Origin of the sequence: Sorangium aterium (assembly GCF_028368935.1) — a bacterium.
Taxonomy (GTDB): domain Bacteria; phylum Myxococcota_A; class Polyangia; order Polyangiales; family Polyangiaceae; genus Sorangium; species Sorangium atrum.
Genome location: NZ_JAQNDK010000001.1, coordinates 1,006,167 through 1,026,905 on the forward strand (window position 1 = coordinate 1,006,167; position 20,739 = coordinate 1,026,905).

Annotated in this window: 18 protein-coding genes; 13 read left to right on the forward strand and 5 right to left on the reverse strand. The window is 70.8% G+C overall.

All coding sequences use genetic code 11. The features are described from left to right. Positions 1-42: 42 nt before the first annotated feature. The 5 genes from POL72_RS03550 to POL72_RS03570 all read left to right on the forward strand — a co-directional run bounded on the left by POL72_RS03550 (position 43) and on the right by POL72_RS03570 (position 4,511). Positions 43-867: an SDR family oxidoreductase gene (locus tag POL72_RS03550; protein ID WP_272093576.1), complete on the forward strand. Its 825-nt coding sequence runs from the start codon at positions 43-45 to the stop codon at positions 865-867. Between the two features lie 216 nt (positions 868-1,083). Beyond that, positions 1,084-2,100, forward strand: a complete 1,017-nt coding sequence (locus POL72_RS03555; RefSeq protein WP_272093577.1) for a hypothetical protein — start codon at positions 1,084-1,086, stop codon at positions 2,098-2,100. Between the two features lie 192 nt (positions 2,101-2,292). After that, entirely contained in the window at positions 2,293-3,363 is a 1,071-nt protein-coding gene (locus POL72_RS03560; protein ID WP_272093578.1) for a hypothetical protein, read from the forward strand. Between the two features lie 54 nt (positions 3,364-3,417). After that, positions 3,418-3,597 carry a hypothetical protein gene (locus POL72_RS03565; protein WP_272093579.1) on the forward strand — a complete coding sequence of 60 codons (180 nt, stop codon included), beginning with the start codon at positions 3,418-3,420 and terminating at the stop codon, positions 3,595-3,597. 650 nt (positions 3,598-4,247) lie between these two features. Continuing rightward, positions 4,248-4,511, forward strand: a complete 264-nt coding sequence (locus POL72_RS03570) for a type 1 periplasmic-binding domain-containing protein (RefSeq protein ID WP_272093580.1) — start codon at positions 4,248-4,250, stop codon at positions 4,509-4,511. Between the two features lie 11 nt (positions 4,512-4,522). Here POL72_RS03570 and POL72_RS03575 read toward each other — a convergent pair whose 3' ends face one another. Together POL72_RS03575 and POL72_RS03580 are read right to left on the reverse strand one after the other, a co-directional pair. Then, a complete protein-coding gene (locus POL72_RS03575) occupies positions 4,523-6,952 on the reverse strand; it encodes a substrate-binding domain-containing protein (protein WP_272093581.1) in 2,430 nt (809 codons plus the stop codon). Positions 6,953-7,068: 116 nt separating this feature from the next. Then, positions 7,069-8,856: an FG-GAP-like repeat-containing protein gene (locus POL72_RS03580; protein WP_272093582.1), complete on the reverse strand. Its 1,788-nt coding sequence runs from the start codon at positions 8,854-8,856 to the stop codon at positions 7,069-7,071. A 460-nt stretch (positions 8,857-9,316) separates the two neighbouring features. On the opposite strand from POL72_RS03580, the gene POL72_RS03585 reads away from it, so the two are divergent. The 6 genes from POL72_RS03585 to POL72_RS03610 all read left to right on the forward strand — a co-directional run bounded on the left by POL72_RS03585 (position 9,317) and on the right by POL72_RS03610 (position 15,901). Beyond that, on the forward strand, positions 9,317-10,171 hold the full coding sequence (locus POL72_RS03585; protein ID WP_272093583.1) for a polyphosphate polymerase domain-containing protein: 855 nt from the start codon (positions 9,317-9,319) through the stop codon (positions 10,169-10,171). Next, positions 10,168-10,860 carry a DUF4956 domain-containing protein gene (locus POL72_RS03590; protein WP_272093584.1) on the forward strand — a complete coding sequence of 231 codons (693 nt, stop codon included), beginning with the start codon at positions 10,168-10,170 and terminating at the stop codon, positions 10,858-10,860. Before POL72_RS03585 ends, POL72_RS03590 begins: the two co-directional genes overlap by 4 nt. Positions 10,861-10,961: 101 nt before the next feature. Continuing rightward, positions 10,962-11,348 (forward strand): VOC family protein, encoded by a 387-nt coding sequence (locus tag POL72_RS03595; RefSeq protein ID WP_272093585.1) that lies wholly within the window; start codon positions 10,962-10,964, stop codon positions 11,346-11,348. A gap of 1,005 nt (positions 11,349-12,353) precedes the next feature. Next, the gene (locus POL72_RS03600) at positions 12,354-13,277 is read left to right on the forward strand and encodes an SUMF1/EgtB/PvdO family nonheme iron enzyme (protein ID WP_272093586.1); all 924 of its coding nucleotides are present in this window, start codon (positions 12,354-12,356) and stop codon (positions 13,275-13,277) included. Between the two features lie 530 nt (positions 13,278-13,807). Further along, positions 13,808-15,220 (forward strand): endo-1,4-beta-xylanase, encoded by a 1,413-nt coding sequence (locus tag POL72_RS03605; protein ID WP_272093587.1) that lies wholly within the window; start codon positions 13,808-13,810, stop codon positions 15,218-15,220. A 48-nt stretch (positions 15,221-15,268) separates the two neighbouring features. Beyond that, positions 15,269-15,901 carry a DUF6151 family protein gene (locus tag POL72_RS03610; protein ID WP_272093588.1) on the forward strand — a complete coding sequence of 211 codons (633 nt, stop codon included), beginning with the start codon at positions 15,269-15,271 and terminating at the stop codon, positions 15,899-15,901. A gap of 46 nt (positions 15,902-15,947) precedes the next feature. Here the strand turns inward: POL72_RS03610 and POL72_RS03615 are convergent, their stop codons facing one another. Together POL72_RS03615 and POL72_RS03620 are read right to left on the reverse strand one after the other, a co-directional pair. Further along, positions 15,948-16,979: an endonuclease/exonuclease/phosphatase family protein gene (locus POL72_RS03615; protein WP_272093589.1), complete on the reverse strand. Its 1,032-nt coding sequence runs from the start codon at positions 16,977-16,979 to the stop codon at positions 15,948-15,950. 221 nt (positions 16,980-17,200) lie between these two features. Then, the gene (locus tag POL72_RS03620; protein ID WP_272093590.1) at positions 17,201-17,896 is read right to left on the reverse strand and encodes an MmcQ/YjbR family DNA-binding protein; all 696 of its coding nucleotides are present in this window, start codon (positions 17,894-17,896) and stop codon (positions 17,201-17,203) included. Positions 17,897-18,022: 126 nt separating this feature from the next. Here POL72_RS03620 and manA point away from each other — a divergent pair, with 126 nt between their 5' ends. Both manA and POL72_RS03630 read left to right on the forward strand, forming a co-directional pair. Then, entirely contained in the window at positions 18,023-18,736 is a 714-nt protein-coding gene (gene manA, locus POL72_RS03625; protein WP_272093591.1) for a mannose-6-phosphate isomerase, class I, read from the forward strand. Then, positions 18,667-19,221: a cupin domain-containing protein gene (locus tag POL72_RS03630; protein ID WP_272093592.1), complete on the forward strand. Its 555-nt coding sequence runs from the start codon at positions 18,667-18,669 to the stop codon at positions 19,219-19,221. The genes manA and POL72_RS03630 overlap by 70 nt, the downstream gene beginning before the upstream one ends. Positions 19,222-19,416: 195 nt before the next feature. Here the strand turns inward: POL72_RS03630 and POL72_RS03635 are convergent, their stop codons facing one another. Then, positions 19,417-20,721 carry a GNAT family N-acetyltransferase gene (locus POL72_RS03635; protein WP_272093593.1) on the reverse strand — a complete coding sequence of 435 codons (1,305 nt, stop codon included), beginning with the start codon at positions 20,719-20,721 and terminating at the stop codon, positions 19,417-19,419. Positions 20,722-20,739: the final 18 nt, after the last annotated feature.

Consider the following 20,739-nt stretch of genomic DNA (forward strand, 5'->3'; position numbering starts at 1 on the left):
CACCTCGCGCCTCGGGCGGTCCTGGGGTAGGTTCGGCCGCCGATGGACACCCGAACTTATTTCCAGGGCAAGAGCGTTCTCATCACCGGCGGTTCGAGCGGCATCGGGCTGTCGTTCGCGAGGCTCGTCGCGGGCTACGGCGCCGCGGTGACGCTGGTGGCGCGCCGCCGGGCCCTCCTCGACGAGGCCGCGGTGGGCATCCGGCGCGAGCACCCGTCCGCGCGGGTCGACGTCCTGGAGCTGGACGTCAGCCGGCCGGACGATGTCGCGCGGGCGATGGAGTCGCGGCTCGCCGAGCGGCCGATCGATCACCTCGTGAACAACGCGGGCGTGGTGATGCCGGGGCGCTTCCTCGAGCTGCCGGTGGACCAGTTCCGGAGCATGATGGACGTGAACTTCTTTGGCGCCGTTCACCTGTGCAAGGCGGTGCTCCCGGCGATGGCGGCGCGCGGCAGCGGCCATGTGCTCAACGTCTCTTCGCTCGCCGGCGTGATCGGCATCTACGGTTACACGCCGTACGCGGCGAGCAAGTTCGCGCTGATCGGCTTCTCGCAGGCGCTGCGCGCGGAGATGTGGCCGCACGGCGTGCGGGTGAGCGTGTGCATGCCGCCCGACACCGACACACCGCAGCTGGCGTTCGAGAACCAGTACAAGCCGGCGGAGACGAAGGCCATCGCGGGCAACGTGAAGACGCTCGAGCCGGACGCCGTGGCGCGCAGCATGGCCGACGGCATGGCGCGCGGGCGGTTCGAGATCTACCCCGACGTGGGCTCGCGGGTGAGCGCGATCGCGCAGGGGGTCATTCCCGGGGTGGTCCGGTGGGTCTGCGACAGCGCGCAGCGGAAGGCCGGGCCGGCGGTGGGGTGAACGCGGGAGCGATGGAAGGGCGGTAGTTAGGGATACCCGGCGTCTGCCAGATCCGCATGACGTTTCCAGCGGCCCGGCATGCGCTTGACGCGATCGGGACGGCGTGGCCGCCTCGGCGCCGTGAGGGCTGCGATGGCGCCGGTTCCGAGACGCATTCTCGGGATGTTGATTCCTCTCTTAACAGCCTCCATGACAAATCCGAGGAGAACCGCACCCGTGCCAAGGAACACACGCCGCGTCGCCGCGCTCCCGCTGTGCATCGCCCTGCTGGCCGGCGCGGCGGAGGGTCGCGCCGAGGCCCCGCCGGAGGCGGTCGCCCGGCTCATGGCGCAGGCGAACGCGGCCGCTCGCGAGGATCGGCTCGCCGACTCGCGCGACCTGTGGATGGCGGTCTGGCGGCTGGAGCGCGTCCAGGTCGCCGCGTGCAACATCGGGGCGCTGTCGCTCCGGCTCGGCGACGCGCCGGCCGCTGTGCGCTGGCTGTCGCTCTGCCAGGAGATCATGCGCGCGCCAAGAACGCCCGCGGAGCGCGCGCTCGTCGCGTCGCGGCTCAGCGACCTGGCCCGCGCGCGGCAGCTCGCCGGCGAGCTCCACGTGGTCGCCCCCGCGGGCTCGAAGATCACGATCGACGGCGCGCCCGCCGAGATCGAGGACGGCAAGCCCGTCCCCGTCGCCCCCGGCCACCACGTGGTGCGCGCCATGCTGGACGGCGACGTCGCGACGGCCGAGATCGACGTGCCGCGCGGCGAGGCGCGGGAAGTCGTGCTCACCTTCGCTGCCCGGCCCGCCGGCGCCCCTGCGCCGCTCCCGGGCCTGCCGGCCGCGCCCGCAGGCGCGACAGCGCCGCCTGCCGGCCCCCGCGCCTCCCCGCCCGCCCCCCCGCCCCCCCGGCCCGGGCCGCGGCCGGAGCTCGTCGCCGGCGGCTTCGGGCTCTCCGCCACGCTGGCGGCGATCGGCGGCGTGATGCTCGTCGGCGCGGGGAAGAAGGACGAGGCGGGCGACACCGCCGCGCTCTCCGCAGGGCCAAACCGTTGCTTCCGGCTGACCCAGCCGATCTGCCAGCAGTCGGCTTCGGCCTACGACGACGCGATCACCTACCGGGGCGTGGGCATCGCCGGCCTCATCGCGGGAGGCGCCATCCTGGCCACCACGCTCGGCTACACGTTCTATCCGCGCGGACCGGCAGAGATCACGGTGTCGGCCAAGGGCCTTGCGTTGACGAGCACGTTTTGATGTGCAATTCGACCTTGCGCCTGCTCTGATCGAAGGCCGCTTCGCACGCTGCGCGATCTTGCGAAAACTTGCGTGACGGCGGCCGCCTGACCGCGGCATACTGCGCCCCAAGACGACCTGGCAGACGACACCCCGGCGGATTGGGGCCACCTGGGTGCCGGCGCCACAGCCTCGTGCCGGAGGACTGGACGCATGGGTAAACCCATCGCGCGTTGTGCTGCTGCTCTCCTCTTTCTGATCATCTCGGCGACCTTCTTTGCGTGCGGCGATGGGCCCTACGTGGGTGGAAGGTGCGCGACCACGGACCACTGCCAGTCGGACCAGCAGAATGTGCCGGGCACGATCTGCATCGATGAGCACTGCGAGTGTGGCGAGCCGGGGAAGGTCATCTGCTGCGCGCGTGGTGACGACACGCCGAACTGCTTCGAGGAGTGCCGGACCTGCGACGAGTGCGCCGAGGGCACGGAGGCGTGCTCGGGGGTGTCGGCTCCGCCCGGGGGCTGCGAGGGCGACGCGGAGTGCCCCGGCCCGCCGGACCCGCGGTGCGGCGTCGGGAGGTGCGTGGACGGCGCCTGCGTCGTCGAGATCGAACGAGGGCCGATCGCCTCGCAGATCCGCGGCGACTGCAAGGTCGAGGAGTGCACGGCCGACGGCCGCGTGGTGAGCGTGGCGGCCGTCGACGCCTACGACGACGGCAACCAGTGCACCCTCGACGTCTGCGAGCTCGACGGGCCGCGACATCTCATCTTGGATGGCGTCGTATGTCCCGCCTCGGGCTCCGGCCGATGCCATGAAGGCGTCTGCGTGCAGTGTGTATCCGAAGACCCAACGCTGCAGTGCCCTGCGGGGCTCGTGTGCTACGGCGTGTGGTGCGTACCATCGCACTGCGAGAACGGCGTGAGCGACCCTGGGCTCGGAGAGACCGGATTCGATTGCGGCGGCCCGTGCCGCCCCTGCCCCTCGAGCGAGCGCTGCAAGGACGACACGGACTGCGAGAGCGGCGTGTGCACGAACGGGAGCTGCATGATCCCGACGTGCAGCGATGGGATAAAGAACGGCCTCGAGGCCGGCGTCGACTGCGGCAAGCTATGGTGCCCGCGCTGCCCGGTGGGCGGGGGCTGCGAGACCGGCGCGGACTGCCTCAGCAGCGTGTGCTGGAGCGGCACCTGCCAGGCGCCCACCTGCACCGACGGCGTGAAGAACGGCGACGAGGCCGGCGTCGACTGCGGCGGCGAGGGGTGCGCCGCGGCGTGCCCCGAGTGATCGCACGGCGGGCAGGACGCCGTTGACAGCCATGAGCTTCGAGGAGAGCACGACATGAGCAAGCTGCGTTTCGAGATCTCGATATCGCTCGACGGCTTTGTCGCCGGCCCCGACCAGAGCGCCCAGGACCCGCTCCGGATCGGCGGCGGACGCCTCCGTGAGTGGGCCTTCGAGCTCGCGGTGTTCCGCGAGATGCATGGCAAGGCGACGCGCCTCGGGTTCGCGAGGCGATAAGCGCCGTCGTCGGCGGTGGTGCGGTCACCATCGCCCGCAGTCCACGACATCCGCCGCGCGTCTCCCACCGGGACCTGTCAGGGCCCGACGCCGGTCAACCCCCCACCAACGCGCTGCCGTCGATCAGGGCGCTCCCGCTTGCCTCGCGCGGCCACGGCGCCGCATGGACACGGCCAGCGCCGGCGCAAGCACCTCGTGCAGGTGCTGACGGCGCTCGTGTGGAAACACGGAATCAGCGAAGCATCAGGGGAGGACAGGGCCCAAACATGACGAGCAAGATCATCTTCAAGAATGCCGCGCTGTGGACATGCGTCGCTCTTGGCGCGCGATGGCTCGCCGGTTGTGTCGTCGACAGCTCACCTTACAACGAGACACCGCAAGACGGCGATCCGTCAGAGACTACGCCGGCCCAGAGCGCCCTCAGCCACGCGCCCCTCGAGGGCCTCGCCAGGCCAGTGTCCTGGTCTGAGGCTCCTCACGTCTGCGACTTCGGCTTCCTCGGGGGCGCGGCGTGCGACCAGTACTGCAAGAGTCAAAGGCACGCGTTGTGCGGCTATTGCGAATGGAATGACACCGAGCGTAGAAATCAGTGCCAATGCAAATCGGATCCCCAGCTCTGCTCGCAATAGCCGTTGCTCCGCAACGAGATCGTGAAGATCCTGCGAAACGGCGGGAAGATACCCGTCTTCGTCGGCATGTTCGCCGTCGACGACGCGACACAGCGCCTTGAGGGCATCCAGGACGTGGTCACCGCCCACGACATCCAGATCGTGGACAAGCGCGAGGACAACGCCGATCGCGCCGAGGCGCGCGCGAACGTCGAGGACATCATCAACGCCCGCCCGGACCTCAACGCCGCGACCGGCCTCTGGTCGTGCAACGCCATCGAGGCGCCGCCCGCCGGGGCGGAGTAGCCGCCGCGCGGTCAGCCGCGCTTCGCCGCGCGGCGGCGCACCTTCGAGAGCGCATAGCGGAAGCCGCTCGCCAGGTTGGCGTGCGTCGCCGTCGAGCCGACGTCCAGGCCTTGCCGGACCATCATCTGCGCGGCCTCCGGCCGGATGCCGACGAGCACCGCCTCGGCGCCGAGCAGCGCGGCCGCCTGCGCCGCCTCGACGAGCCGGGACGCCGCCGTCGCGTCGACGAACGCCATGCCGGTGACGTCGATCAGCACGACGCGCGCGCGCTTCGCGTCGATCTCGCGGAGCATCGACGCGATGAAGTCGCCTGAGCGCTGGGCATCCATGACGCCCACGACGGGCATCACGAGGATGCCGTCCGCGATGGGCACCACGGGGCTCGAGAGCTCGCGGATGGTCTGGAGCATCGCCGCTTGCTGCAGGTTGGCGCGCTCGAGCTCCTCGCTCCGCGCGGAGATGCGGCGGAGCAGCCGGGCGTTCTCGACGCCGATCGCCACCGTGCCGGCGACGCGGACGAGGAACGCCACGTCGCCCGCGCCGCACGCCTCCCTGCGAGCGCTGCTCAGGACGAGGGCGCCGAGGACGTTGCCGCGGCCTTGCAGCGGCACGGCGATGGCCGTGCGCGCGCCGTCGTGCGCGGCGGGCAGGGCGGCGTCCGCTCCCCCCTCGGCGGGGTCGATCACGACCGAGCGGCCCGACTCGATCGCGCGGCGCACGAGCGAGCGCGTCGGGATCGAGACCTGGTCCTCGACGACGGAGCTCGACGGGGACGAGAGCCCGATCATCATGACCTCGATCGCAGGGGCGACGGGCGCGATCCGCCCGCCGCTCCCGGCCGCGGCCCGGCGGGCGGCCTCGAGAGAGAGGTAATCGCTCAGCGCCGTGGACCAAGGCGTCTGCTCGAGGGTGACGCAATCGACGCGGGTGTGGAGGACCCGGGAAGGCGGCAGCTCGGCGAGGGTCGGCCCGACGCCGCGCGTGATCATCCGGTGGATCGTCTCGACGGCGCGGAAGCCCATGTCGTCCTCGCGCTGGACGATCGTCGCGTGGATCGCCCCCTGCCGGAGCAGGGCGACCGTGCGGGCGACGAGATCGAAGCCGACGATCTTGAGATCCCCGGCCCGGCCGAGGGCTCGCGCCGCTCGGCCCCAGGACGGCCCGTTGTCCGCGGCGGCGCCGAAGGCGCCCGCGACGTCGGACCGCCCCTCGAGCGCCACCGTGGCGAGCCTCGTCCCGGCCTCCTGATCCCAGTCGCACGGGATCGTCGGCAGCACCGTGAGGTTCGACCCGAGCGCCGCCTCCCAGAAGCCATCGACGCGCTCGCGGACGTTCAGCGCGAGCCCCACGGCGCCGAGGGACGCGACGACGCCGCCGCCCGGGAGCAGCCGCTTCATCACCTCGGCCGCCAACCTGCCCGACGCCACGTTGTCCGTGCCGATGTAGAGCGGCGCCCGGCTGCCCGGCAACGGAGGCGTGTCGATCACGACGACCGGGATGTCCATCTCGGCCGCCTGCCGGAACACCTCCTCCGCGCTCTCGGGGTTGCTGGGCGCGATGATGATGCCGGACATGCGGCGGCGGATCGCCTCGTCGAGCAGGGCGCGCTGAGAGCCCTCGCCGTCGCCGCCGTGGCCGGACCGCCAGTCGATGGAAACGCCGAGGGGCCGCGCGGCGCTGTCCGCGCCGGCGCGGATGTTCTGGAAGTAGGTCGTCGGCTCCGACGCCGGAGCCCGGTAGACACGGGCGCAGAGGTCGCCTCGCGCGAGCCCAGGGCCGTCCCCGACGCGGTCCTCCTCGAGCAGCCAGATCTCCACCGTGTTCCAGCTCGGGTCGAGCTGCACGCTCTTGATGCCGTGAGCGATGGTCTCGATGAGGTCGTGCAGCGCGGGCGTCGTGCCCACCTCGTGGAGAAGCCGCTCGAACAGGCGGATCTCCTGCGCAGCGCTCGCCTTGTCGTCATAGAGCCTGTGCCGCTCCAGCGCGTCTCCGGCCGTGCCCGCCAGGACGTCGATCGTGGCGCAGCGCTCCTCGCCCGGAGACGCCATGGTGGCCTGCTCGACGGCGAGATAGCCGGCCGGCTCGCCGCAGAGCTGGATGGGCGCGACCAGGAGCCCGGCGCCTTCGGGGACGCCGCTGCCCGCCTCGATCGCGAAAGGCAGGTACATCCGGTACCAGGCCCGCGCATCGACGATGCGGCTCGCGTGCGCGGCGTCAAGAGGCGCCGCAGCGCCGAGCGCGGCCCCCCCGTCGGCGAGCTCTGCGCCGACCGGGACGCGCGAGGAAAACCCAGGTGGCGAGTCGAACCCGACCAGCGCTCTGGCCACGAAGCGGTCGCCCTCGCGGATCAGCAGGCTGCCGCGCGGCGCGTACGGGAGAACGGCCATGGCCCGCCGCACGATCTGCTGGAGGACGGCGAGGAGGTCGGGTACCGGACGCATGCGGGTCGCTCGACGATCTCGCCTGGATCCAGGCGGCCTTCAACAAATTCACGCGCAATGGGTCGATCGCGGGTCGGAAAAAACCGCGCTGCCGAGCGCAGGCGCGGCGCGCGCCGCTACGGCGATACAGCGGACCCGAACCGCTCGTTGCTCATGCCTCCCGCCCCAGCGAGAGATGCCTGCGAGCGGTCGCCGAGGTCGCCGCCGAGGTACACGAGGACTTCCTTGCCGCCTCCGAACGCGATGACGAGATCCCCGAGCCCGTCGCGGTTGAAGTCGCCGGCGCGCGAGATCTTCGTCTCGCGCGTGCCGCTGCGCTGTCCGCTCATCGAGGCGTCGGGCTCCCCGTCGAGGCCCGCGCCGCCGCGGTATACGTACGCCTTGCCGTTGAGGCCGGCCTCCGGCGCGCCCACCACCATCTCCACGAAGCCATCCCCGTCGAGGTCACCGCTCGATGACACGGTCTGACCGAAGCGATCGGCCGGCGCCTCGCCGTGGAGCTCCAGATCGGCGGTCGTGTCGAACTCCCCGCCTGGCCCGCCGAGGTACAGGAAGGCCATGTTCTTCCCCGGATCTCCCACGAGCAAGTCCGCGAACCCGTCTCCGTTGACGTCGCCCGCGCCCACCGCTCGTCCGAGCTCGCCCTCGCCCTCGCCCTCGCCGATCAGCAGGCCGTCAGGCGTTGTGTCGAGCGCGCCGGCCGAGCCGAAATAGACGTAGACGCGCTGGCTGCCGGGCGCCCCGACGGCGATGTCCGAGAAGCCATCGCCGTTGAAGTCCGCCGATGCGACCGAGGTGCCGAACTTGCTGCCGCTCTGCACCCCCGAGAACATCGTGTCGGCGACCGTATCGAACGCCTCTGGCCCGCCCCGATAGACGTAGGCGTTACCCGGCTCGTCGAAGTTGGGGCCGCCTCCCGGCGCGCCGACCACGAGGTCGGCGTAGCCGTCTGCGTCGATGTCCCCGGAGGCCAGCGCGCTGCCGAACCTGCGCTCATCGCCAGCGAGGTTCCCCGAGAAATCCGCGCTCGCGGCCCACGTCCCGGGCTCCTTCGAGCTCCCCTGGAGCACGCGGACCATGCCCTTGAGGTCCGCGAAGGTCGTGCCCGCGACCACCGCCTCGGCGAAGCCGTCGCCGTTCAGGTCCGCGGTCGCCACGTTGCCCCCGTAGCCGGCCCCCTCGATGGCGCCGCCGGTGCGGTTGTTGATCCCGACGAGGGTCCCATCCGGCGCCGGGTCGAAGCCGTCGCCCGCGCCGCCCAGGAAGACGTAGGCGGCTCCGCAAGGGATGTACTCCGGGATCTGATACTCGAGCGCCCCCACGAGGATGTCGTCGAAGGCGTCGCCGTTGAGATCGTGGTGCCCCCGTCCCACGTTGATCCACCGGACCGCAGAGGGAGCGGAGCAGGCGCCCCCCGAGCACGCGCGGACCCGCCAGTAGACGCGGGCGCCCACGGGAGGAGCCGCGGAGCCCTCGAGATCCGCGGCCGGCCGCCAGCGCGTCGCCGTCGTCGTCTCGGAGGTGATCACAGCGGCAAACGTCGGGTCCTGACCGAGCTCGACCGTGTATTCGATCGGGTCGCCTGCGGGCGACACCGACGGCTCCCAGACGAAGGTGGGCCGCCGCGTGTCGGGCACGAGCATCGAGCCGACCGGGCTGTCCTGGATCGGCAGCCTCGGGACCGGTGTCGTGGGAGCATGCGGCTCTCCGCCGCCGCCGCTGCCGGCGCTCCCGCCGCCGCCGCCGCTGCCGGCGCTCTCGCCGCCGCCGCTGCCGGCGCTCGCGCCACCGTCACCGCCACCGCCCGATGCCGGGTCGCGGGTCACGTCCCTGATCCCGAGGAGATCGGCGCACCCGAGGAAGAGGGTTGCGAGCGCAATACCCCAGGAAAAAGAGCTCCGCATCGCGCGGAGGGTACTGGAGGCGCGATACGCCCACAAGGCGAGCAGCCACGCGCCGACACCGCGCGTCGAGGAGCGCGAGCGTGGCGCGTCGCGACGGCTTCGCCGCCCGCGAGGAACGGCTCACGAGATCGACTCATGACGACGCGATCATGAGCCGGGCGCTCGTGGCACAGACAGGCAGCGACAACACGTCCGCGGGCCCCCTACCAGCGACCACGCCGGAGCACGCGCCGACGCCGAGGAGCGCGCCGGCCCGCGTCACCCCGGCAGCCGAAGGTCCGCCCCGCCGGCACCGCCCCCGAGCCCCGGCAGCCCAGGGCGAGGAACAGCGCCAGGCCCCGCGCCGCGCCGCGCCGGGCGCTCCCCCCAGCAGCGCTGCCGCAGGCGCGCACGTTGCAGGGAAAGCACAAAGATCTCGTGGACCAGAGATGAATTCCGCTTGCGGACGCGGGTGAAATTTGTGTCATTATTGCGTGGCTACCGTAACAATTTCGCGACGCGCGGCAGCGCGGCGCTCTTGCCCTTGACGACCGAGGAGGCGAGAGTCCTGGACGTCATCGAACGATACGAGTTCAAGTACCTGGTGCCGGAGCGCCTCGTCCCGGATATCCGGGCCACGGCCTGCTCGGTCGGCCGGATTGACCGGTACGCCGGCCCGGACGGCGTGTACCGCATCCGGTCGCTCTACCTCGACACACGCGGGTTCGACCTCTACTGGGCCAACGCCCGCGAGCAGCGCGACCGCTTCAAGCTGCGGGTGCGCAACTATCCTGGGAAGACCAGCCCGGCCTTCCTGGAGGTGAAGCGGCGCGTCCAGGATGTGATCATCAAGTCGCGCGCGGCGGTGCCGGCGAGCGATTGGCGCGATCTGCTCGCGCCCGGCCGCCCCCCCTCGCTCGATCGGCTCTCGCCGGGCGCGCGGAAGGCCGCGGAGAAGTTCATCGGCGCGTTCCACCGCCACGACCTCAGGCCGGCGCTCCTCGTCGACTACGAGCGCGAGGCGTACGAGAGCACCATCGACACCTACGCGCGCCTGACGTTCGACCGGAAGATCGTCTGTCAGCGCAGGGAAACGATGGATCTCGACGCCTCCGAAGGGGGGTGGCGCCCGGTGGACCACCCCGTCCAGACGCAGACGCCCGAGCCCGTCTGCGTGCTCGAGCTCAAGTTCGAGCGCAGGCCGCCGCCGTGGATGGTGGCGCTCGTGCGACGCCTCGACCTCGTCCGGCACTCGTTCTCCAAGTACTGCTACGGCGTCACCGCGCAGCTGACGCTGCCGGAGGCGCGGTCGGCCCGGGTCGCAGGGTGGCAATGATGGACTGGCTCGCGGCGCTCTCGCACGGCGGGGCCGTCGAGTGGCGCGAGGCGCTCATCTCCCTGCTCGTCGCCTTCGGGCTCACGCAGGGCATCGCCGGCGTCTACATGCTCACGTTCCGCGGCCTCTCGTACTCCCGGACGGTCGTCCAGAGCATGGCGCTCGGCAGCATCATCACGTGCACGCTCATGCTCGCCGTCGGCAACAACATCGCGGCCGGCATCGGGATCGCGGGGGGCGTCTCCGCGATCCGGTTCCGCACCACGCTGCGCGATCCGCGCGACGTCGTGTTCGTCTTCGCGTCGCTCACCATCGGCATGGCGAGCGGCGCGCGGGCCTACGGCGCGGCGATCGCGGGGGCGGCGATGTTCGGCGTCGCGACGCTCTTGCTCCACGTCACCGGCTACGGGTCGCGCCGGCAGCCGGACGGGCTGCTCCGGTTCGTGGCGCCGGCCGGCCAGGCCGGCACGGAGATCGCCGGCGCGATCGCGGGCATCCTCCGCGAGCACTGCGGCACCTTCTCGCTCGTCACCCTGCGCGAGGCGGCGCAGGGCACCGTCATGGAGCACGCCTACCAGATCCGCGTTCGCCACCCCGACCTGCGGGCCGGCCTCGTGACGAGCCTGCAGGCGTTGCCCGGCGTGGCGGACGTGAGCCTGATGCTCCAGGAGCCGACGCTGGACCTCTGACCACGGCGACGCACCCTATCCGCTGATGCGCAGGCAGCAATCTCACTCACCCGGGCGCATCACGTCGCGGCCACACCGTGGGAGCCGTGGTAACAGAGCGCATGCACAAGAGTCGCCTGGCTGGGTTCATCATCGACTGCCGAACCGACGATCTCGATAGCGCCGCGCGTTTCTGGAGCGCGGCGCTCGGGATGCGATCGCGCGGCCGGGACGGCGAGGCGTACGTCCGCCTGGACGCGTCTACGCGCGATCTTTCGGTCGAGGTGCAGAGCGTGAAGCACGGGAGCCGCGTTCACCTCGACATCGAGACCGACGACGTCGAAGCCGAGGTGCGCCGCCTCGAGCGGCTCGGCGCCAAGCGGATCACGCAGGCCTCGACGTGGTGGGTGCTCGAGGCGCCGACCGGCCAGCGCTTCTGCGTGGTGAGGACCGCTCACCCGGACGCGCCCGGCTTCTCCACGTGGGACGACGAGGGGAACCCCGCGTAGAAGCGGCGGCCCTGGCCCCGACGCCCGCCGTCGGGCAATTCGACGGTGAGCGTCGCGCATCCGCCCGCCGCGCTCCGCATGCCGCCATGCGCTGCGACGGAGCGTCGTGCGATGAACAGGCCAAGACCCCACCTCCGGAGCTCCACACGGACGTCGCGCATTCGAGGCGATCGGAGGGGCGATCCCGACGAGCTCTCCGGGCCGCTCCAGCGGGTGATTCGAGAACTCCATGAGCTCGAAACACGATGTCCTTGATCTCGCGGAGCCCCCTCGCCCCGCGCCCCTCAAGCTCGTTGGCCACCAGGAGGCCGGCGCCAGCGCTCGCGCGGTGCACACCGCGGCTTCCAGACCTGCAAGTAGCCATGCAGTTCCGCGGATACTGGACGCGCGCTGACCTCCTGACGTGGCCCGCCTGTGGCCTCGGCGTGCCGGCGCGACAGAGGGGAGAGGCCCAGATCTCCGCCTGAGCCCTCCGGTCGACGCGACGTGACGGCGCGCGACGCCCTCGCCCGACGGCGCGGCCGCCAGCCAGGACAGCTCGGCCGGCACGCGCGCAAAGGCCGGCGGCCAGCCAGCCACCCGCGCAAGAAGCAGAGGCAGGGCGCGCATATCGCGCGCGGGCCGGTGTGCCGGGGTGGCCGCGCTGGCCGGCCATCCTGGACCACCGGGCGGCCACGCCACGGGACAAAGCAACGGCCAACAGCCCTGTAACCCGGCTTTTCCGGGGTAAGGCAGCAGGCCGAGATTTTGCAATGCCTCCCGATGGCTCCCGACGCTCGCGGAGAAATCGAGGCGAGCCCGGGTCAGCATCAATTTTGGCCCACGTCTGTAGGCTGATGTAGCCAAACGTGGGAAGAGGTTAACGTGCGTATCCTGGGCTTCACGGTACTGACACTGCTTGGCGTTGCGACCTTGAGCTGCACCGGTCCCTCGTACGGCGACGGGAGTGGGGGCGGAGGTGGAGGCGACGCCCGGCACGCCGAGATTCCCGAGAAGTCGGCGGAGATGTCCGACCCGCTGCCGGTCGAGACGCCCGCGACGAAGGCGGAGATGACCGACCCGCTGCCGGTCGAGATGCCGGCGGCAGAGGTGGAGAACTCGGACCCGCTGCCGGTCGAGCCTCCAGCCGCAGAGAACGACGAGCCGCCGGGCCAGCCGACGATGATCGAGGTGCCGATCGCGCTGCCCGGCTCGACCCAGGGCTGCCCCGACGGGATGGTGCGGGTGGAGGGCGAGTATTGCAGCGCCGTGGTGCAGGAATGCCTCGAGTACCATCCCGAATGGACAAAGCGCCACGGCGAGCCGGGGGTCGCCGCCCGATGCTTGCGATTCCGCGAGCCGTCGCGGTGCGTCGCCGGGAAGACCGAGCATCTCTCGTTCTGCATGGACCGGTACGAGTACCCGAACGTCCCGGGCGCGCTGCCGCGCACGCTGACCTCGTGGGAGCAAGCCGCCGGGCTCTGCGCGGAGCAGGGCAAGCGGCTCTGCACCGAGGCCGAGTTCAATTTCGCCTGCGAAGGTCCCGAGTCGCTGCCTTACGTCTACGGCTACGAGCGGAATGCCGAGACGTGCAATCAGGACCGAGACTACCGCTTTCCCGACCACTCCCAGCGGCTGCTCCACTACGAAGCGTGCAAGCAGAACGCGCGATGCGCCGCCGAGCTCGCGCGCCTGGACGGTCGCGAGCCGGCCGGCGGGCGCGCGGAGTGCGCCTCGTGGGCGGGCGTCTTCGACCTGAACGGCAACGTCAACGAGTGGGTGGTGCGCACCGATCAGAAGGCCCCTTGCCGCAGCGGACTCAAGGGCGGATGGTGGGGTCCGATCCGGAGCGCATGTCGCCCGATGACGACCTTTCACAAGGAAGACGACTACGGCTACGAGGTCGGCTTCCGCTGCTGCGCGGACGCCGAGACACACCCCGCGGGGTGAGCGCGGCCCGCGGGCCACGCATCCACCCGGGCTTCTGACTTCGCGCCCGCGCGCCGCGGGAGCAGCGGTATCCCCCCGAGCGCACGGCTCGGCCATCGAACCACCGTTACAGTTGCAGTTGCAGAGCGGCGGACGGAGCGCACGTCGTTCCGTCGCGGGCCAGTGAATGCAACGGGACTGTATCAGGGAGCCGATCGCGCGAAGCGCTTGACATCGGATCCCATGTGCATGCTTAAGTCAGATGTCATGCTCGGCCTCGTCTCGCGCCGGGCATGGCGTGTGTAGATCTTTCTTCGACAGTCACGGTGTGATCGTGCAACGGCCATTGTCGATTGCATATCGCTCTGGCCACAATCTTACAAATTCGACCCGATGGGCGGCAGGGCTCGCAGACGCAACTCTGTATTATTTATTCGCCTTGAACGCAATCTTGCGGCTCCGCCGGCCGGATCATGGAGGACCTTATGCGGTTCGATCGCTTATTTGGCCCTGTTTCCTTTTCGTTCGCGTGCTGCCTGGTCGCCTGCGTCATGGAGCCTGCTGACCTCGAAGACAGCGACGCCCTCGAGTCGGGGTTGAGCAGCCCGGACAACACGATGAAGGCCGAGCTCTCGTTCCAGTCGCAATGGACCGGCGGGTACTGCGCGAACGTGACAGTGACGAACACGAGCAACGGCCCGGCCACGTCGTGGGGCCTGGTGGTCGGGCTCAACGGCGCCACGCTGGCCAACCTGTGGAACGCGCGCTCCACGACGTCGGGTGGGCAGCTGAACGTCACCAACGAGAGCTACAATGGCTCGCTGGCCGCGGGCCGCTCGACATCATGGGGGTTCTGCGCGAACGGCACCGGGAGCCCCACGATCGTCTCGGTCAAGGGCAATGGCGGCTCGAGCACCAGCACGAGCACTTCCTCATCGAGCAGCAGCAGCTCGAGCTCCTCATCGAGCAGCAGCAGCAGCAGCTCGAGCTCGTCCTCAAGCTCCTCGGCGAGCAGCGGCGCGGGCGGCGCGGGCGGCGCCGGCGGCGGGGGCGGTGCGGGTGGCTCCGGCGGCTCGGGCGGCTCGGGTGGCGGCACCCCGACCGGCGCGAAGTTCGTGGGCAACATCACGACGAATGGCGCCGTGCGCACCGGCTTCGCGAACTACTGGAACCAGATCACGCCCGAGAACGAGGGCAAGTGGGGCTCCGTCGAGAGGAGCCGCGGCCAGAAGGACTGGAGCAAGCTCGACGCGATCTACAAGTACGCGAAGGACAACGGCATCGTGTTCAAACAGCACACGTTCGTCTGGGGCGCCCAGCAGCCCGACTGGCTCGCGGGGCTCTCCGGGTCGGAGCAGCAGGCGGCCGTGAGGGACTGGATGCGGTCGTTCTGCACGCGCTACCCGGATACGAAGTACATCGACGTCGTCAACGAGCCGCCGCCCCACACGACGCCCTCTTACAAGAACGGCATCGGCGGCGACGGCGCCAGCGGCTATGACTGGATCGTCAACTCCTTCAAGTGGGCTCGCGAGTTCTGCCCGAACGCGAAGCTGATCCTCAACGACTACAACAACATCGAGTACGAGAGCGAGCACCAGAACTTCATGCGGATCGCGAGGGCGGTGATCAACGCAGGCGCCCCTGTCGACGCGCTCGGCGCGCAGGCCCACGACGCATACAAGCTCAACACCAACACGGTGAAGGGGTACATCGACAAGCTCGCGTCGCTGGGCAAGCCCGTGTACATCACCGAGTACGATATCGGCATCGCGAGCGACGAGGAGCAGCGCCGGGTGATGCAGGAACAGTTCACGATGTTCTGGAACCACCCTTCCGTCCCTGGCATCACGCTGTGGGGTTACATCGTCGGCTCCACCTGGAGGGCCAACACGGGCCTCCAGCAGCCGAACGGCACCATGCGGCCGGCCATGACCTGGCTGATGGACTTCCTCGACCGCTGACGACCGGAAGCGCGCACGGCGCGCGTCGAGCCGTGCTATGCGAGCCGGATGTCCAGAGACGTCGAGCTCCAGTGTCGCTGCGGAAAGGTCCACGGATGGCTGCGCGGTGCATCGCCGGACGCGGTGAACCGCGCAGTCTGCTACTGCGACGATTGTCAGGCGTTCGCGCACCATCTCGGCCGCGCCGACCTGCTCGATGAGCACGGCGGCACGGACATCGTGCAGGTGGCTCCTTCGGCGGTCTCGTTCGACCGCGGCAGCGAGCTCGTCGTCGCGGCGCGCCTGACGCCCAAGGGCCTCTATCGCTGGTACGCGAGCTGCTGCAAGACGCCGCTGGGCAACACGTTGACGCCGCGGCTGCCGTTCGTCGGCATCGTCACCGAGCTGTTCCAGCAAGCCCCGAGCGCGCTCCCGTGCGACGAGGTCTTCGGCGCGCCGCGCGGCGCCATCATGGGCAAGTTTGCGATCGGCGAGCCGCCGCCCGGGTCGGTGAGGCCGAGCGTGCGCTTTCTCGCGCACGCGGCCCGGAAGCTGCTTGGCTGGACGCTCCGCGGCAAGGCGTGGCCGCATCCGTTCTTCGATCGCGCGACCAGGGATCCGAAGTACCCCATCACGGTGCTGTCCGCGGCCGAGCGCGAGGCGCTGCGCCCGCTGTGCGGCCCGCGTCCGGCGCGCGCATGACGGGTCGGCTCGAGCTTCCCCCGCTCATTCTCGCGGCGACGCGGCGCTAGCGCTCCCCACGCCCTTCGCGCGGGGTGCCGCTCCAGCGCAGGTCGGCGACGATGGGGAGGTGATCCGAGCCGAGATCCGGGCCGACCCACGCGCGCTCGGTCGTCCAGCCAGGCCCGGCGAGCACGTGGTCGATGCGGACGCCAAACCAGCGCGTGCGCTTCGTCGCGCCGAACCCCAGGCCGGCGCGCGAGAACGCGTTCTCGAAGCCCGCCCAGAAGCGCCGGTAGATGGCGCTGTCGACCGGCATGTTGAAGTCGCCGACGACGACGACCGGATAGGGCGCCTCGTCGACCCACTGCCGCGCGAGCTCGGACTCCCAGACACGCAATGCGATGACGCGGTCGTGCTCCTCCGCCTGCTTCCACAGGCCGTGCATCAGCGCCTCGATCGCATCGCGGGGCGTCTCCAGGTGCAGGTTGAGCAGGCTGAAGGTGCGCATACCGGGCGGCTCATGGGCGCCCGGCCGTGACGCGTCCGGCAGCGCGATCGCGTAGCGGAGGATCGCGCCGTGGCCGCCTTTATCCCAGACGTCGCGGCGATCCCTGGACTCGACCTCGAGGAGAGGGTGCCGGCTCACAAGGCACATCCCGTGGTCTACGTGGACGGACCACCCCGGGAATGCAGCGCTCAGCTCCTGCTCCGGCGCCGAGCACTCCTGCAGCGCGAGCACGTCGGGCCGCGTCTCGGCCACGAAGCCCTTGAGTCGATCGATGTTCATGGCGCGGCTCCCCGTGTTGAAGGAGGCGACGCGCAGATCGGCGCTGTCGGCGTCTCCGGAAAGGGCCCGGAGCGAGAACGTGAAGCCGAGGATCGGCCCGGCCACGATCGCCGAGGCCAGCGCCGCCGGGACGAGAGCGCGGCGCTGCACGAGGAGCGCGGCGGGCACGATCACGAGGAGAGGGAGGGCGACGATCTGGCGCGGGCCGAAGAGAAAGAGCGTCCCTGGCCACCACCGGTCGCCCACGATGGGCAGGGCGAGCCAGATCGACGCGACCGCGAGGAGGTAGAGCACGGCGACGGCGAGCACGAAGAACCGCAGCCGGCGCCAGCGTGGTGGGGACGAAGGACGCCTGGCGGTATGCGGTTGCGGCTCGGACGGCGCATCCCTGGATGGCTCGCGGTGGCGCATCGATGTTCCTCCGTCGGCGTGTAGAGTCCGTCTCGACGCGCGGCGGCGGCCAGAACGCACTCAACCTGACCGGCCGGGCGCGCTGGCGGCCTCCGCTGGCGCCGCCTCGTTCACAAGCGTTACGGGCTTCGCCGGCTCTCCTTCTCCGCCGCCTTCTTGGCGAGAGCCGCTCTGTCCGCCGTCTTCTGAGCGGGAGCCCCCTTCTTCGCCGTTACCTTCTTGGCGGGAGATCCCTTCGTCGCCGTCACCTTCTTCTCCGGAGTCCCCTTCCCCGATACCACCTTCTTGGTCGGAGACCCCTTCGTCGCCGCCGCCTTCTTCCCCGGAGTCCCCTTCTCCGCCGCGGCCTTCCCCGCTGCAACAGCCGTCGTCCGCACCTCTCGCCGGCTCACCGCCGCACGGTCTCCAGGAGCCCTTTTCGTCCCAGACTCCCTCGGCGCCGCCCCCTCCAGCGACTGCAAAGCCCGCTTCGGCGCCACCGCGCGATAGCTCTCCTCGATCCACTCGAGCATCATCGCCTCGGGCACGCGATCCTTCGGCCCGAAGCGCGCCGTCACCCAGCCGCTCTTGCCGAGGTTGTACCCCGTCGGCTCCGCGAAAGGCAGCATGAGCGCGGCCTCGCCGGACTGCGGGAGCTTGGCCGTGACATGCAGCTTCCCTTCGTGGGTGTTGAGGAAGACGAAGATCTTCCCGCGCACCTTGGCGACACGGTCGCCCCAGGGGAACTCCTCCACGGCCTCGGGATAGGCCAGCGCGGCGTCGCGCAGCCTCGCGAGGATGGGCGTGAACCTCGCGTCGTCCTGGCGCATCGTCATCCGGCGAGCGTAAAGCGCTCGCACGACCTCGTAAAGCCGGAACGGCGCCTGCTCACAGCCCGATCGAGAGCTGATTTCCCGGGTGCCATGAGGTAGGGTGGCGCCTTGCAGGAGCACGTTATCCCCATGTTTTCGCTCGAGAACCGTGTTCAGGAGTACGCCTGGGGCTCCCGGGACGCCATCGCGACGCTGCTCGGACAGCGCCCCTCCGACAAACCGCAGGCCGAGCTCTGGATGGGAGCGCATCCGGCGGCCTCCTCGTGCATCGAGCTCGACGGGGGCCGCGAGCGCCTGATCGACGCCATCTCCAGGCACGCAGACGCATTCCTCGGCGGACCCGCGCGCGATCGCTTCGGCGCTCGGCTCCCCTTTCTCCTCAAGGTGCTCGCGGCCGACCAGCCGCTGTCGCTCCAGGCACACCCGGACGAGGCGCAGGCGCGGCGCGGGTTCGACGCGGAGAACGCCGCCGGCGTCCCGATCGACGCCCCGGAGCGCACCTACCGCGACCCGCACCACAAACCCGAGCTCATCTGTGCGCTCACCCCGTTCGACGCCCTCTGCGGGTTCCGGCCGGCCACGGCCCTGCCGGAGGTCTTCGAGCTCCTCGCCGGAGGCCCAGGAGACGCGCTCGTCCCGCGCAGCGCCGATGCGATCGACGCGGCCGCGGTCGCGCGGCTCGTGCAGGGCCTGCTCGCGCTCGAGCCGGCCGCCCGGCGCGAGCTCGTGTCCTCGGTGGTCGAGGCGTGCCGGGCGCGCGCCCAGGCGGGCGGATGGCTCGCGCGGGCCGCTGCTGGGCGCTCCGCCTGCACGAGCTCTACCCGGGCGACGTCGGCGTCGTGATCGCGCTCCTGCTCAACGACGTGCACCTCGAGCCGGGCGAGGCGCTGTACCTGCCGCCGCGCCGGCTGCACGCCTATGTGCAGGGCGTCGGGATCGAGATCATGGCGAGCTCCGACAACGTGCTGCGCGGCGGGCTCACGCCGAAGAACGTCAACGTCGACGAGCTGATTCGCGTCCTCGACTTCGCGCCGTGGCGCGTCGAGCCCATCGTGCCGCGCCAGGTGGGCGTGGAGTCCTTCTATGACACCCCAGCGCCGGAGTTCCGGCTCTCCCGCATCGAGCTCGACGCCGCGGCCCCCTGGAGGACCGATGACCGCCGAGGCCCCGAGATCGTCCTCTGCACCCGGGGACAGGCCTCGCTGGTCGACGCGCGCGGCGCAGCCCGCGAGCTCCGCCAGGGTGGCTCGATCTTCGTCCCGTTCTCGTCGGGGAGCTACGTCATCGAGGGCCATGGCCAGTTCTTCCGGGCTACCGTCGGCCTCTGAGGCCACCCCGAGAGACGCACCGCGACGCCGGGCAGCGGTCGCATTTCCCCGGCGAGAGTTCCCATGAAGGTGGGAAGATCATTGAGCTGTTCTTCCCACCTTGCCATTCCGATCCGACCCCCCTCCGATTCCGGCCCCCCGGCCTCTGCCCACAACAGAAGAGGAACAGAGGGCCACAGAGCAAGGGACAGGAGCCTAGGACTTCTGTTCTTGGCGAACGGCTCGCTCCGAGGCGGCTCGCTCCCGCACAGCCCGCGGGGGGATGGCGGGATCTCCCTGGGCGACTGCGGGCTCGCCGCGCGGGGTCTCCTGCCCGTCCGCGGGCCCGCGCGCGAGCGACCCGGCGGCGGAGCGCCACGTCGCGAGGACGCGCCGCTTCAGCGCGCGGAGCTCGTGCGCGGCGAGCTCCGCGGCGCGGCGGGCGCTGTCGTTCAGCGAGGGGCGCGCGGCCCGGAGCTCGATGAGCGGCCGCGCCGCTAGCGAGAGGGCCAGTTTGTACTGGCAAGGGCTGTCCAGAAAATCGTATTCGTGCCGCCCCTCCGCGATCGCGGCGCGGATGGCAAAGGCGTGGATCACGGTCCCGGGCCGGAGCCCCTTCGGCAGGTCGACCCTGCGCCCGCACTGGTAGAAGTAGATCTTGTTGTCCCACACAAGGTTATAGAGCGCCGCGATGGGCTCGCCGCGCGCCGAGAGCCACGCGAGATCGAGGGCGCCGCGCTCGAACATCGCGGGCATCACCTCGTCGTGGAACTCGCGAAAGCGCTGCGAGGCGAACACGCCCGCGCTCCCGTCGGCCGACCAGCGTTCGGCGTGCAAGCGGAGCAGGATCTCGCGCGCGCGCTCGAGCTCCGCGCGCGTCTTCGCCCGCTCGAACGTCAGCGTGCCGCCCGCCCACGCCTCGAGATCGCGCGTCGAGCGGCGCACGAGGTAGCGGCGCGACGCGGAGAGCGCGCCCAGGTACTTCTCCCAGCTGGACGGCAGCGGGATGTAGGGCGAGGCGTCCGTGACCTCGATCCGCGCGTCGATGCCGCGCTGCCGGAGCTCGCGCGAGAGGATCACGGCGAGCGCGCCGTCGGGGCGCATGGCCGGCATCACCAGCTCGTCCCAGGCCCCGAGCGCCGCGCCCGCAAGCGCGCCGGCGAGCGCGTGCGCGACGTCGGCCTCGGCGCCCCGCTCGGCGATGACACCGAGGTTGCAAGAGCAGACCTCGTCGGCCTGATCCTCCCCTGAGGCGATGAGCTCCAGCCGGCGGAACTGGATGCCGCTGCGGTGCCGACAGCGGCGCTCCAGCAGCGGGGCGAGGCCGACCAGGCGGGGCCCATCGAAGAAGAGCGCGGCGCGCAGCGAGCGGCCCTGCGCCCCGAACACGCGCCACCAGGCGAGCATCCAGTCCGGCGTGAGCATCGGCTCGTTCATCCCGCTCCGCCCCATCAGTTCTTCCCAAGCCCCACGCATCGCGACGAGCTCGGCGACATCGGTCACCAGGTGAAACCGCAGCATCTCCCCCTCCCTTCCGCA

Coding starts and splice junctions, on each gene's coding strand:
- POL72_RS03550 (WP_272093576.1), top strand. CDS start 43: ATGGACACCCGAACTTATTTCCAGGGCAAGAGCGTTCTCATCACCGGC.
- POL72_RS03560 (WP_272093578.1), top strand. CDS start 2,293: ATGGGTAAACCCATCGCGCGTTGTGCTGCTGCTCTCCTCTTTCTGATC.
- POL72_RS03565 (WP_272093579.1), top strand. CDS start 3,418: ATGAGCAAGCTGCGTTTCGAGATCTCGATATCGCTCGACGGCTTTGTC.
- POL72_RS03575 (WP_272093581.1), bottom strand. CDS start 6,952: ATGCGTCCGGTACCCGACCTCCTCGCCGTCCTCCAGCAGATCGTGCGG.
- POL72_RS03580 (WP_272093582.1), bottom strand. CDS start 8,856: ATGCGGAGCTCTTTTTCCTGGGGTATTGCGCTCGCAACCCTCTTCCTC.
- POL72_RS03590 (WP_272093584.1), top strand. CDS start 10,168: ATGATGGACTGGCTCGCGGCGCTCTCGCACGGCGGGGCCGTCGAGTGG.
- POL72_RS03595 (WP_272093585.1), top strand. CDS start 10,962: ATGCACAAGAGTCGCCTGGCTGGGTTCATCATCGACTGCCGAACCGAC.
- POL72_RS03600 (WP_272093586.1), top strand. CDS start 12,354: ATGTCCGACCCGCTGCCGGTCGAGACGCCCGCGACGAAGGCGGAGATG.
- POL72_RS03605 (WP_272093587.1), top strand. CDS start 13,808: ATGGAGCCTGCTGACCTCGAAGACAGCGACGCCCTCGAGTCGGGGTTG.
- POL72_RS03610 (WP_272093588.1), top strand. CDS start 15,269: ATGTCCAGAGACGTCGAGCTCCAGTGTCGCTGCGGAAAGGTCCACGGA.
- POL72_RS03620 (WP_272093590.1), bottom strand. CDS start 17,896: ATGACGATGCGCCAGGACGACGCGAGGTTCACGCCCATCCTCGCGAGG.
- manA (WP_272093591.1), top strand. CDS start 18,023: ATGTTTTCGCTCGAGAACCGTGTTCAGGAGTACGCCTGGGGCTCCCGG.
- POL72_RS03630 (WP_272093592.1), top strand. CDS start 18,667: ATGGCTCGCGCGGGCCGCTGCTGGGCGCTCCGCCTGCACGAGCTCTAC.
- POL72_RS03635 (WP_272093593.1), bottom strand. CDS start 20,721: ATGCTGCGGTTTCACCTGGTGACCGATGTCGCCGAGCTCGTCGCGATG.